This window comes from bacterium, assembly GCA_019637795.1.
GTDB lineage: Bacteria > Desulfobacterota > Binatia > HRBIN30 > CADEER01 > JAHBUY01.
On sequence record JAHBUY010000004.1, the window covers coordinates 1 to 12731 of the forward strand.

Annotated in this window: 13 protein-coding genes; 5 read left to right on the top strand and 8 right to left on the bottom strand. The window is 68.4% G+C overall.

The features are described 5' to 3' along the window. The first annotated feature begins 67 nt into the window (after nucleotides 1–67). Entirely contained in the window at nucleotides 68–805 is a 738-nt protein-coding gene (locus tag KF840_14050) for a 5-formyltetrahydrofolate cyclo-ligase (protein MBX3026026.1), read from the top strand. A 90-nt stretch (nucleotides 806–895) separates the two neighbouring features. After that, nucleotides 896–1330: a hypothetical protein gene (locus tag KF840_14055; GenBank protein ID MBX3026027.1), complete on the top strand. Its 435-nt coding sequence runs from the start codon at nucleotides 896–898 to the stop codon at nucleotides 1328–1330. A 15-nt stretch (nucleotides 1331–1345) separates the two neighbouring features. Here KF840_14055 and KF840_14060 read toward each other — a convergent pair whose 3' ends face one another. After that, entirely contained in the window at nucleotides 1346–1996 is a 651-nt protein-coding gene (locus KF840_14060) for a hypothetical protein (GenBank protein MBX3026028.1), read from the bottom strand. A 236-nt stretch (nucleotides 1997–2232) separates the two neighbouring features. On the opposite strand from KF840_14060, the gene KF840_14065 reads away from it, so the two are divergent. Next, nucleotides 2233–2481 (top strand): helix-turn-helix transcriptional regulator, encoded by a 249-nt coding sequence (locus KF840_14065; protein MBX3026029.1) that lies wholly within the window; start codon nucleotides 2233–2235, stop codon nucleotides 2479–2481. Nucleotides 2482–2504: 23 nt separating this feature from the next. On the opposite strand, the gene KF840_14070 is transcribed toward KF840_14065, so the two are convergent. Next, complete coding sequence (locus tag KF840_14070; GenBank protein MBX3026030.1) at nucleotides 2505–3038, bottom strand: hypothetical protein; 534 nt, start codon at nucleotides 3036–3038, stop codon at nucleotides 2505–2507. On the opposite strand from KF840_14070, the gene KF840_14075 reads away from it, so the two are divergent. Continuing rightward, nucleotides 3028–4209 (top strand): hypothetical protein, encoded by a 1182-nt coding sequence (locus KF840_14075; protein ID MBX3026031.1) that lies wholly within the window; start codon nucleotides 3028–3030, stop codon nucleotides 4207–4209. The two genes, KF840_14070 and KF840_14075, sit on opposite strands and share 11 nt — an antisense overlap. Nucleotides 4210–4215: 6 nt before the next feature. Beyond that, the gene (locus KF840_14080; GenBank protein MBX3026032.1) at nucleotides 4216–4752 is read left to right on the top strand and encodes a hypothetical protein; all 537 of its coding nucleotides are present in this window, start codon (nucleotides 4216–4218) and stop codon (nucleotides 4750–4752) included. 169 nt (nucleotides 4753–4921) lie between these two features. Here KF840_14080 and KF840_14085 read toward each other — a convergent pair whose 3' ends face one another. The 6 genes from KF840_14085 to KF840_14110 all read right to left on the bottom strand — a co-directional run bounded on the left by KF840_14085 (nucleotide 4922) and on the right by KF840_14110 (nucleotide 11513). Next, on the bottom strand, nucleotides 4922–5308 hold the full coding sequence (locus KF840_14085; GenBank protein MBX3026033.1) for a response regulator: 387 nt from the start codon (nucleotides 5306–5308) through the stop codon (nucleotides 4922–4924). Between the two features lie 125 nt (nucleotides 5309–5433). After that, nucleotides 5434–6717, bottom strand: a complete 1284-nt coding sequence (locus KF840_14090) for a hypothetical protein (protein MBX3026034.1) — start codon at nucleotides 6715–6717, stop codon at nucleotides 5434–5436. A 63-nt stretch (nucleotides 6718–6780) separates the two neighbouring features. Then, nucleotides 6781–7896, bottom strand: coding sequence for a hypothetical protein (locus KF840_14095; GenBank protein MBX3026035.1), 1116 nt, complete (start codon nucleotides 7894–7896; stop codon nucleotides 6781–6783). A gap of 64 nt (nucleotides 7897–7960) precedes the next feature. Then, nucleotides 7961–9097 (bottom strand): hypothetical protein, encoded by a 1137-nt coding sequence (locus KF840_14100; protein ID MBX3026036.1) that lies wholly within the window; start codon nucleotides 9095–9097, stop codon nucleotides 7961–7963. Between the two features lie 34 nt (nucleotides 9098–9131). Next, nucleotides 9132–10589, bottom strand: coding sequence for a hypothetical protein (locus KF840_14105; protein MBX3026037.1), 1458 nt, complete (start codon nucleotides 10587–10589; stop codon nucleotides 9132–9134). 372 nt (nucleotides 10590–10961) lie between these two features. After that, the gene (locus KF840_14110) at nucleotides 10962–11513 is read right to left on the bottom strand and encodes a hypothetical protein (GenBank protein MBX3026038.1); all 552 of its coding nucleotides are present in this window, start codon (nucleotides 11511–11513) and stop codon (nucleotides 10962–10964) included. Nucleotides 11514–12731: the final 1218 nt, after the last annotated feature.

Sequence of the window (12731 nt, forward strand, 5' to 3'; positions counted from 1 at the left end):
GCCGTCGGGTCGTTGATTGACTCCGCGAAAGCGGCTGTAGTAGCTGACGAGCGCTTCCCCCCAGCGCATGACGAAGGACGCCATCCGCCACAAGGTGTGGACGCGGGTGACCGCCGCGGGCGTGGTGCGGTTTCCCGGCGCCTATGGTCGCGTCCCCAACTTCATCGGCGCCGATCGGGCCGCCAAGCTGCTGAGCCAACTGACGATCTGGAAGCGCGCCAAGGCGCTCAAGGTCGATCTCGGCGCGCCGCAGCACGCCTTGCGTCGCGCCGCGCTGGCCGACGGGAAGATCCTGTACATCGCGATTCCTGGCCTGCGCAGCGAGCGCTGCTTCCTCGAGGTCGATCCGGCGCGGCTGCAGGGGAACGCGTGGCGGGCGGCGAGCCTGCGCGGCGCGCTCGCCCATGGCCGGCCGGTGGCCCCGCACGAGCTGCACCCGATCGATCTCGTGCTGGTCGGCTCGGTGGCGGTCTCGCGCCAGGGCGCGCGGGTCGGCCGCGGCTCGGGCAGTGCCGACCTCGAGTACGCGCTGCTCCGTCGCGCCGGCAAGGTGCGCGAGTACACGCCGATCGTCACCACGGTGCATCCGCTGCAGGTGATCGAGGACCGGATCGCGATGCGGGCGCACGACATCCCGGTCGACTTCCTGATCACCCCGGACCAGGTCGTGGCGGCGCCGAGCCTCTATCCCCGCCCGCGCGGCATCCTGTGGGACCTGCTGCCCGACGAGCGCATCCGAGCGATTCCGGCGCTGCGCAAGGGACGGCGGGAGGGCCGCGGCTCACTCACCCCCGGACAGGTCTGACGTCCGCGAGGCGCGCGCCGGTGTTGCCAGCGCGCCTGCCGTCCGATAGCGTCCGGCATTTAGCCCAGCCGATTCGTCGAGGGGTCTCGCATGTCGCAACCAGAAAAGAAGAAAGAGAGCGCGCTGCCGGCCATCCTGGGCTGGGGCGGCCTGGCACTGTTCGCGGTCGGCTTCGCGTGGATCGTGATCTCGCAACTGCGCGCCAGCGAGGAGTGGTCGGATCGCGGCAAGGAGGCGATCGATCTCGTCAAGGCGTACCAGCCGGACGGACAACCCGAGACGATGGAAGACCTGCTGAAGGGCTACTCGCTGAAGGTGAAGGACAAGGGTGGCTACGTCGGCGAGTTCAGTTGGAGCTCGGTACAGAAGGATGGGCCCGAGTACGAGGTGACGCTGCTCTGGAAGGAGCAGGGTCGCTCGAAAACGGCGCTGTTCCGCGTCGACCTCGAGCACAAGGACGTCCGGCCGCAGGGCGACGCGGCCAGTCTGCCGCAACGCGCCCGCGACGGAACATTCGACAGTTGACGCGCCGCCGCGGCCTCAGACCCGGCGCGAGCGCTGCTGGATCTGCGCCAGGCGCTGGCGGAAGCGGATGGCGCGCTGCGCGTAGTGGTTCACCAACTCTTCCGGGCAGGCGTAGATGAAGGCGCGCGTCGCGATGACGATGAGGATGATGTCCTCGACCCGCCCGGAGAGGCGGGTGTCCGGCAGCAGGTCGCGCCGCACCGCGCCATAGACCAGCGCGCCGAGCAACAGAAGCTTCGGCACCAGGCTGACGCCACGCGAGAACAACAACCGCCCGTACACGTACAGCATCAGCGGGACGTACGTGAGGAGGGCGCGGAGCCCCTCGAGCCGGAAGGCGTTCAGCAGGCCCGTGTCGGCGAGCGACGCCACCACGGCGACCGCGAGCGAGAAGGCGCCGCGGCGGAGCCACTGCCCCCACCAGGCCGCCGCCTTGGAAAACATCCACTGCACCGTTTTCCAGGAGCGGCGGACGCCGCGGATGACGTCCTTCACGACGCCGCCGATCTGCCCGTCGATGGAGTCGCCCTGCACCAGCATCACCGCCGCGGCCTCGAACTCCAGCATGTCCTCGGCGCCCGCCGGCAGTGCATCCACGGCGGGAACCGTCAGGCTGATGACGGCGGCAATGAGCGCGCCCACCAGGCAGAGGCGACGACCGGACATGCCCGTCACCATGCACAAGGCTGCCGAAGCATGTCAATTGGCACGTGTCGTCCGCGGATGAGGCGACGTCGCGCCGTCTCTGCGGACGCTATGCGCTCGTGCCGAACGGCATCCGGGTGACGGCGACATGCCGTGCCAGGTGCCGAACCAAAGTCGGGAACCCGTGGCATATCGCTTGCTCATGTCCTGACGAGCCGCCGCGGTGTGTCAGGCGGGGTTCGGAGGCCTTGGAGGTCATGGACGACAACATGAGCGATTTCATCCGCCATCTACGCCGCCAGCTCGGGATGACCCAGGAAGAGTTCGCGCATTCGCTCGGCATCACTGTGGGCACGGTGAACCGGTGGGAGAACGGGCGCTTTCGGCCCAGCAAGCTCGCGCGCGCGACGATCCTCGAATTCGCCCGCCGACACGGGGTCGCCTTCCAGGGGGAGGCGGAAGCGCCCGAGCTCGGAAGCGGCGACGGCGACAAGCCGATGCACTGAGCCCCTGCGCGCCCCGGAGGCGCTCACTCGCGCACGCGAATGGCGATGCTGCTCGGCTGCCCCGGCTGGCCGACCACGTCGCGGACGCGCGCCGACACGATGGTGTCCCCGAGCGGGAAGGACAGCTCCACTCCTACTCCCGGACTGGTGCAGAACTGCACCGTCGATGTGGGGTTGGTGAACGCGTAGGTTCCGAAGCTGTCACGTGTGCACGCCTGGATCGACGTGCTCCGCGCGTCGAAGCGGCAGCTCAGGTCGTTGATCGCGTTGGCGACCGCCTGGGTGCCGTCGAAGACGCGCGTGTTGCTGGCGGGCACGCCGCCGATCGGCGGTGCGGGGCCTTCGTCGCAGACTGCTGGGCTGCCATTGCCGAGGGCGCGGGAGACCAGCACCTGCAGGTCCGGCAGCACGTTGGGATCGGTCGGTGAGGAATTGAACGTCGTGACCCCGACCGGGCGGCCGCTGATGCCTGGGCGCGCTTCGATGTAGATCAGGAAGCCGCTCGGGGGACGCACGTACGTCAGGTAGCCGTCGTCCTGCGGGCCGATGGACGACACCGGAAGCCCGTCGGCCCTGGCGACACCGAACGCGGTGATCACGCCACCGATGGTGAGTGGCGTGAAGGTGCGTGTCGGCGAGCCGGTGGCGGTGCGGCTTGGCGTCCGCGTGACCGTCGGCGTGGCCGTCCGCGTCGCGCTCTGGGTTGCCGTGCCGGTACGCGTCGGGGTCGCGGTCCGCGTACCGGTCGCCGAGGGCACGGGCGTGATGGTGAACGACGCGGTGGCCGACGGAGGCGGGGTGGCCGACGGAGAGGCGGTCGCCGACGGCAGCGGCGAGATCGTGGGCGTGCTGCTGCGGCTGGCGGTGGGGATCGGACTCGCCGTGGAGGTCGGCGGCGTGGTGAGCGATGGGGTGGCGGTCGTCGTGCGCGACGCCGTCGGAGAGCCCGGAACCAGGGTCGCCGTGCGTGTCGTGGTGGCGGTGGTGGTCGGGGTGAATGATGGCGTCGCAGTGCGGGTGCGCGATTGGCTTGCGGTTGGCGACGCGGTGGCGGTGCGGGATCCCGTCGCCGTCCGGGTAGCCGTCGGCATCTCGGTCAGGGTCGCGCTGGGCCGCACGGACGCAGTCGCCGTCGCGCTGCGCGTCGCGATGGCCGAGCGCGTCGGGGTGACGGTGCGCGTGGCCGTGGCGGTGGCGGTCGCCGTGCTGCTGGAAGTGAGGCTGCGTGTCGGGCTGGCACTCGGGGTCGTGCTCGGGGTCCGAGTCGGCGTCGCGGGACGGGTGCCGGTGATGGTGCGCGACGGCGTCGCGGTGCTCGTCGGGCTGCCCGTCCTGGTGGACGTCGCGGGGGGTGTGGGGGGAGACGGGCTGTGCGTCGGGGTAATCGTTCGCGTCGGGGTCGCGGACTGCGTCATCGTCCGGGTCGCCGATGCCGGCACCGCCGTCCGCGTCGCGCTCGCCGTCGCGGACGGCGGCCCCCCTGCGGTGCGACTGGCGGTGGCGCTGGCCGAGGCAGTCGCCCTGGCCGAGGCGGTCGCGCTGGCAGAGGCGGTGGGCCTGGCAGAGGCGGTGGCGCTGGCAGAGGCAGTGGCGCTGGCAGAGGCAGTGGCGCTGGCAGAGGCAGTGGCGCTCGCCGAGGCGGTGGCGCTGGCGACCTCGACGGCGGTCCAGGTCGGCGACGCCGTGGTCGACGGCGTCCGCGATGTGGTCGGCACCGCCGTCGCCTGATCGGGGGTGTACGACGCCGTCCACGTGCCCGTGGGCAGGCGGGTCGCCGTGCCGCCTGGCGTTGCGGTGTCGGCCGGCGTCGCACTCTCCGAGGGCGTCGCGCCCGATGCGGTCGGCGAGGGGGTCGCCACTCCGGGCGAGCTGGTCGGCGACGCTGACGCCGTCGCCGTCACCGTCGCTGTCGTTCCTGTTGCCGTCACGGTGGCGGTCAGGCTGGGCGACGGCGCGGGCGGCGTATCCGTGGCGAGGACGGTCGCCGCCACCGTGAGAGTCGCCATCGCGGTCGGTGATGGGAGCGGCGCGGTCGCCGAGGGAACCGCCGTCGCTGTCGCCGTCGCTGCGCCGACCTCCGTGCTGCTAGCGGTTGGAGTCGGCACCACGCCCTGCCCGCTCACCGCCACCACGTCCGCGGCAGAGATCACCCCGTCTTCATTCGCGTCACAAGTCGCCGGCTCCCCGGCGAAAACGGCGTCAACCGTTTCCACCCGCAGCGCTGGGCCAGGCTCGCAGACTGCCCAGCTCGCCGGCGCAACGAGGAGATAGGCAGCGATCAACGGCGCCGCGACCCTCCTCGGCGCCGCGACCCTCCTCGCGCCTGCCGTGGCGTGAGCTCCCACCATCACCGGCATCATGGGCCGCGTGCGCGACCCAATGCCAGTCGACAGAACAGCCTACTGGCCGGCTCCCGGCGCGTGCCGGAGCGGTGACACCATCACTGCCCCCGACTCAACAGCCGGTCCATCTTGGTGCGGACGACGCTGAGGTCGACGATCGGCTTCGCGAGATAATCGTCGCAACCCGCGGCCAGGGCCTTCTGCTCATCCCCCGCCATCGCCTGCGCGGTCAGCGCGATGATCGGAATCGCCCTTCCCACCTCGAGCTGCCGGATCTTCTTCGTCGCCTCCCACCCATCCATGACCGGCATCTTCAAGTCCATGAAGATGAGATCCGGTGTGGGAGGCGTCTGCACGATCGCCAATGCCTCCTCGCCGTTGCTCGCTTCGACGATCTCGAACTCCCCGATCCGCTTGAGGCGGTAGACGAGGATGCGCCGATTATCGAGATTGTCCTCGACCACCAAGATCCGCTTTGCCGCCATAGTCACTCGCCCCTCGCCGGACGCTACCGACCCAGTGTAGCGCCAATTGCCCCCTCGTGCGCGGGAAAAAAAAGGGCCGGAGTGGAAACCCACTCCGGCCCCGACGATCGCGCCTCAGCGCCGTCTCACTGGCCCGCAGGGAACTGAGTCTTGTAGACCGCGTCACCCTCCGGCCGGAAGCCCACGTGCTGCAGATTGAACGCCGTCGTCGCGAGCGCCGGCCCGCCAGGAGTCCCGGCGTGCATCTCGCAACCCACACCGAGGAGGCCATAACCGAGTCGCCCGTCTGGACCGCGGACGCCGCGGATGCGGGTCTGCCCCGTGATCGTGCCCTGCACGCCCACGTTGAAGATCGAGTACTGATCGCCCGCCGGGCCCGGCTGGGTGTCGATGTCCGACAGCCGGGTCGCCTGGTAGCAGCTCACGCGGCTGTTGGTCGAGAAGCGCTGCTCGAACTCGTTGTACACGAGCATCTGGGCCGTCACCGTCAGGTTCGCCTGATTCGCCGGTTGCCCAAGATCCTCGCTGCACGGCACCAGCGTCAGATCCGTCGTCGCGTAGCTGCCGATCTCCGTGTAGGCATTCTCGAAGAAGTGCTCCATGTGGAGAACACCCGGACACGGCGCATACGTCGCAGCGCACGACACGTTCTGCGGCGTTCCCGGCGGCAGACTCCCCAGACACAACGGCGAGGTCGGTCCACCGGTTCCGTCATCCTCGGCCTGGAACCCGATTCCATTGTAGGAGGCCGCAGTGGTTGCCGTGCCGCCGCCACCAACCGTGGTCGTGACGATCGTCGCCTCGACCTTCAGATCGTTCGCAACCACCGGAACATCGCTGTCATCCACCTGCACGCACTTGAGCTCACCGCGGAACGGATCCTCCGGCACCGGCCGGACCGAACCGCCGGAATTGCCGATGCACCCAGGACCCGGTCGGTCGGGATCACAGAACAACGGATTCAGCCCACTCGAGGCGGTGAATCCGATCGGCTGCCCCGGTGACAGGAGAATCTGGAAGTCCAGCGGCGCCCAACCCTGCACACACTGCACACCGGGTAAACCCGCGTTGGTGCAGTCAGCGTTCGTCGTGCAAATCGGGCCGGCGTCACTGCCACAGTGACCATTCGCGTTCACCCACCAGCAATCGACTCGGATCTCGTCGCTCTGGTTGGTATTGGTGATCTGCACCAGCGTGTCGGTCGCCTGTTGCCCCGGCAGGACCGGATTGCTCGGCGAGCCGCTGGTGTGCACCAGCACCTTTGGCAGCACGATGTAACCGGCCGTATAGTCCGACTGCGCCACCACCGTCTGCGCTGACGCGCCGCTCGAGAAACCGAGCAGCACCAGCCAGGTCGCCAGAGCCGCCGCCGTTACGACGACGCTCTTCTTGGCATTGACCGTACGCATCTCGTTACTCCTTTCCCTGCCTGCGCACTTCATCGCTGCACCCTTCGTCATCCCGTCCTCACATCAATGGAAGGTCGGAAGGCGAATCTCGGTGTCGACGCCCGTGCAGGATGCGGGAGCGGATTCGTCCGTGCAGAAATGGAGGTTGGTGGCTGCCGTATCAGACGTGCCGTCCCCAGCCGTCCGCAGCACATTCGCCACGCCGAGGACCGGCGGCAGGTTCGTACCGGCGGACGGCCGCAGGATTGCCGAACCGAATGCCGTGGGCAGACTCATCTGTCCACCAAACACTGGATCACCCAGAGAACCCTCGTAGTAGCAATCGATTGGGATACCCGAGGAGACCGAGGTGCGGTTTTCGAACTCGTCCCGGATCTCCACGCCGATCGTCGTGTTGGTCGGCTCCAGGTTCTCGAAGTCGATACCACAGGGCACCAGCGAGAGGTTCGTGCTGACCGTCGAGGGGATGTTCGCCGCACCGTCGATCGCTGGGTCGGACGAGCCCTCCGACTGGAAGTTCAGGTACAGACCTCCCGGGCAGCGCGCGTACTCGACATCGTTGAGCTCGAGGATGTTATCGCCGTTGTTGGCGGAGCCGGTGTCGCCACACGGTCCGTTGTCGTTCAGGCAACCCGGAATCGCGACCGCGTTGTACTTGCTGGCGGAATTCCCACCGGGGGTTCCGCTGATCGCGCCTATGACAGCGGTGCCGATCAGCGAGTTGCCACTGACAGGGGTTCCGTCCGCCGTTGTCTCAACGCACGTCAGAAAGCCCGTGAATCCCGGGACCACCGGCGGTACGAGGCCGGGGTCGAGACCCGCACCCGATTGGCCCGGAGGGGCATTGTCGAGCGGGTTGACCGCGCGGCCCCGGCTCGCCGCCCAGTGGGTCGGTTGCTGACGGGTGAGGGCGAGCTCGAAGTCGGTCACCTGCCACAACGGCTGACCATTGAACGTGTCACCATTGACGTAGAAGCAATGGGCGTAGGTCAGCGAATTGGTCGTGTTCGTGATCTGGATGATGGTGTCAGCGCTTTCGTTGACGACCTTCGGGAAGATCAGGATCGAACCAGGCCGCTCCGTCGAGACGCCCTGCGCCTGGGCCACGCCCGTCGCGAGCGCCGCCCCAGCCAGGATGCTCGCCATCAGGCTGGCTCGCACTCCCTTGACCTTACTCATGGGTTCTCCTCCTTGAAAGGACAGGCGATCCACAGTTCCGCCGCGACGATCGTCGGCTCCCCGCTCACGGAATGCGGATGATGTCGGCCTGGTCCCGATCGGCGAACTGGTTCAGGTTGTACGCCGCGCCGGCGATGCCGCTCTCCCCGTCAAAGCTCAGGGTGGCGGAGCCGACGAGGCCGCCGCCGACCCCTGTGATGCGGGTCTGACCGCCGACCGTGCCGGAGACCGAGGCGCTGAAGATGGAGCGGGAGGGCTGCGTCGTGTCGATCAGGGAGATCGGGCTGTCGAGCAGACAACGGACCAGGCGGCTGGTGGAGAACCGCTGCTCGAACTCGTTGTAGACGAGGAACTGGGCGGTCACGCTCGGCACCTTCTGGATCAGGAAATCCTCGGTGCAGGGAACCAGGCTGAGCGTCGAGCGCGCCCCAGCGGTCTCCGTCGGATCGAGAGGATCGATCGCGCCGTCAAAGAGATGATTGAAGACGAGCACCTGCGAACACGGCTGGTACTCAGCGTCGGTGCCACCGATGACGAGCACGTTGTTGCCGTCGTTGCGACCGGCTGACCGCAACCCGACGGCGTTGTAACGAAGGGGATCGATTCCGCCGTTCGCGACGTTGGTGATCGTAGCGCCACCCTCGAGGTCGTTGCGGCACGGCGGGCCCTGGTCGTCGTTGCACGGGATGGGCAGTCGGGTGATCGGGTCGGACTGAATGCACTTGAGCTCACCGATGAACGGCGTCTCCCCGACGGGCGGAACGCGCGTGCCGCCGTTGCCGGAGCACTTCGACCCGATCCCGCCCGGGCAGGGCAGATCAGGGTTGGCGAGACCGCTCGCGGCGCTCCAGGCGATCGGCTGGTCCGGGGTCAGGTTGACGTCGAAGTTCACTTCGATCCACCCGGGGAGGCAGGCGCCGAAGAAGCCGTCCTGGAGGCACTGCGACGACGACGAGCACGTCTGGCCGGTATTGCTGCAGCGATTGTTGGCGTTCACGTAGAAACAGTGGGCGGAGCTGCGGACGCTCGCCTGATTGGTGATCTGGATCACCGTGTCGGTCTGCGGACCGACGACGATCTTCGGCCAGATCAGGACGGCGGCGCCGGTGTCGGAAAAGGTCTCCGCCTGCGCGGTGGGTGCGCAGACCAACCAAGCGGCGGCCGCGACCCCGAGCAGACTCAGCTTCTTGATGGTCAGCATCGTCTTTCTCCTTCTCCTCATTCCGCGTGGCTGCTCACTGCGCCGGCGTGGGCAGCGCGATCGGACCGGTCTCGAACTGGATCTCGTCATTCATGCAGCGATCACAGAAGTCCCCTGGATCCGTGCAGTCGAAGTCGGTGGAGCACTGGGCTCCCGACTTGCGGCAACGACCCGCCGGGCAATCCGCGTCGGAGCGGCAGCGCGTGGAAAGACTGCCACGACAGCGACCGGCGCGCTGCAGGGACCCGTCGAAGGCGACCGAGTACCCGTTGGACGCCGCGGTACCAGCAGGCCCGGTCGGCGGCGCCGCCAGGGAGGCCGCGGTATTGTGGAACTCCTCAACCACGGCGAGGATCCCGGTGACGGGGCCGCAGACACCCCCCGTGCCGCAGTTGGCGTCCGAGGTGCATGCCGCGTTGACGTTGCCAAGGATGCAGCGACCGGAGCCGGTGGGCGTCAGGCGCGTACGCTGGAACGTTGACCCGGTGGAGGCAGCGGGCGCGAAGCCGAGGTCGCGGAGGTCGAAGCTCGCCCAGCACTCGAAGGTGGTCTCGATCGAGAGCGTCTGCTCGAACTCGTTGGTGTAACGAATATCGGTGGCCCAGCGGGCCGCGTCCTCGAGGATGTAGTCGGCGCGACAGGGCACGACCGTGATCTCGGTCTCGACGGGGCAATCGGTACCGCCGCAGACCGCCTGGTCGATCTCCGGCGCCACCACGTCGGGCGCCCCCTGCGAGTAGTGCGAGACCTCGACCGCCGGCGGGCAAGCGCTGTACTCGACGCCGTCCAGGCGAATGAGGCCGTCGACCGACGCCCCCTCGATGGCTTCGACGTTGATCGAGTTGTACGTGCTGATCTGCTCGCTACCAAGGGTTTCGATGGTCGCTTCGCCCTTCAGGCCGTTGGACCCGTTGGTGCTGCCGTCCACGTTGACCTGGATGCAGGTGAGCTGGCCGCGGAAGGGCTGATCCGGTGCCGGTGGCACCTGGCCGATCAGGAAGAGGCCCGGGCAGCTCTGACGCGTGGCGTCGCCCGGGTTGGCCGGAGGAACGAGGTCGCAGGCACCATCAGCCGGGAGGAATGGATTATCGACCCGGCCGGTGGAAACCCGCCAGATCGTCGGCTGCTGGCGAGTCAGCGCGACATCGAAGTCAGCCGACTGCCACTGTTGGGTGCAGACGTTTCCCTGGATCGGCTCGCATGCACCCGGCGACCCTGGGGCCGCGTTGGGCACGGAGCAGAAGCTCCCGGTCACCGAGCAGAGACCCAGCGCCTGCACGTACTCGCAATGCGCGTAGGCCTGCTCGTTCCGGGTATTGGTGAGCGAGATCAGGGTGTCGCGTGTTCCGTCCGCGATGATTTTCGGCCAGATCACCACCGACCCGGGCTTGTCGGAGGACACATCCGCCTGGGCCTGCGCCCCCCAGAGCGCCATGGCCGCCAGCACCACTCCCAGGCTGTTCAGCCACGGGCTTCGCTTCTGCACTCGCATTGCACGCCTCCTTTCGGTAACTGCACCCATTGCGTCGGGGTTCGGGCTTCTGACCTCGAACGCGTCACGGCTTATCTCAATTTGCTGCCTAGCTGTCAAGCGGAAAACAGAAGATGTCCGCGACACAGGAGATTGCGGCTGTCCTAGGTTTAGGCTTCCGCCTGGAAGATTCTTCCGCCGCCGTCTGTCGACCGTCCGTTGCCATCTACTCCCATCCCTGAAAGCCGCCCGACGCGCGGGCCACCGGACGACGCACGCACGGCTTATGCCACAAAAGCCTCAGCAAAGAAACTGGATTTTGCTGAGCGTTCACGGAGGGCGCCACCGCCACCGCAATGCCGCTCGTCCGAGGGGGCGCGACCACGCGAAGCCTCAGGGCTGAACGCGGACGACGATCTCTTTGCTGGGTCCGAGGTTCCCCGCGCTGTCGCGGAGCTGAATCGCCACAACGGTGTCGCCGGGTTGGAACGCAGCAGTCATGGGCACTTGATAGCAGAACTGCGTCCGCGTCCCAGTCCCCAAATAGCCGAAATCACCGAATCGAGTCCGCGTGCAGGCGACGGCGGTGGTTTCTTGGATCGTGAAGCGACACTCCATGTCGCGGATCGCGTTGGTGATCGACTGGCCGGAAGCAAACACCGGCGGATTGGTCCCCGGCACGCCGCCGAACGGCGTCGGGGGCGGACCCATGTCACACACGCGCGTGCTGCCGAACCCGACCGGATCCCTTATGTCGCCGATGGGCCTCGACACCAGCACCTGCAAGTCGCCGCGATCGGTGCTGGGCGGGAATAGATTCGTGCCCGGGTTCAGGTTGGACCGCCCGCGCCGGCCTTCGATGACGAGCAGGAACTGCCCGACGCGATGCGTGAACACCTCGCGCCCGTCTTCATTGATGAAGGGCGTCGGGGTCGGCGTCAGCATGCAGGAGAACTCGCAGCAGAACGGGCACCCGTCCTGCGCGATTGCCGCGGCGTAGGCGACCACCGGCCCAGCCAGCGCCGAGGTTGGCGTCGGCGTGCGCGTGACCGTCGGGGTCAGGGTCACCGTCGAAGTGCGCGACGCCGTCGGCGTGTTGGATGGCGTTCGGGTGATAGTGCTGGTCCGCGAGGGGACGCCGGTCCACGTGCTGGTGGGCAAGGGCGTGTTGGTCGACGTGCGGGTCGCCGTGCGCGTCGGCGTGTCGGTGCGAGTCGGCGTCGGCGTGAACGAGAAGAGCGGCGTGAACGTCGCGGTGCCGGTGGGGCTCGGCGTCGCCGTGCGCGTGAAGGTCCCGGTGAAGGTCACCGTAGCGGTGAAGATCGGCGTCGGTGTGGACGTCGAGGTGCGCGTCGTGGTGGCGCTGCGCGTCGGCGTCTCGCTGCGCGTCGGCGTGCCGCTCGGCGTGTTGGTGGGGGTGAAGCTGCTCGTCGGCGACGGCGTCGCGCTGCGCGTCTCGGTCGGGGTGCGCGTCGCCGTTTCGCTGCGCGTCGGTGTCAGGCTCCGCGTCCACGTCGCCGAGGGCGTCGAGGTGCGCGTCGGCAGGGCGGTTCCGCTCGGCGACGGCGTCACCGTCGGCACGCCCGTCGCGGTCGCCGACGGCGGCGCGGTCGGGGTGCTGGTGCGCGACGGCGTGACCGAGAAGCTCGGCGTCTGGGTCGCGCTGGGCGGAGGCACCGTTCGCGTCACCGTCGGCGTCGATGAGAACGAAGGGGTGCGCGTCTCCGTGGCGGTGCGCGTCACCGTCGCGGTGAACGTCGCCGTGCTGCCCGGAGGTACGGTGGCGGTCGGCGTGAGCGTGCGCGTGACCGTCGCGGTGAGCGTGGCGGTAGCGGTCCGCGTTGCGGTGGCGGTTCGCGTGTCCGTCGCACTCGGCGTCGACGTTCTGGTTTCGGTTGCCGTCGCAGTAGGTGGAGCGGTTGCCGTCGCGGTAGGCGTTGGCGGCCGGCTGCCGGTCACCGTCGGCGTCGCGGTGCCGGTGATCGTGGCGGTGCTGGTAGCCGTGCTGGGGAAGGCGGACGCCGTCGAGGATGCGGTGGGTGGCGCGCTCGCGGTCGGCGACGGCGGGCTCGTCGCGGTCGCGACCGTGGTGCCACTCGCGGTCGGCGATGCCGTCGGTGGCATGGCGGTCGCCGTGATACTGGCGGAAGCCGTGAATGTCGC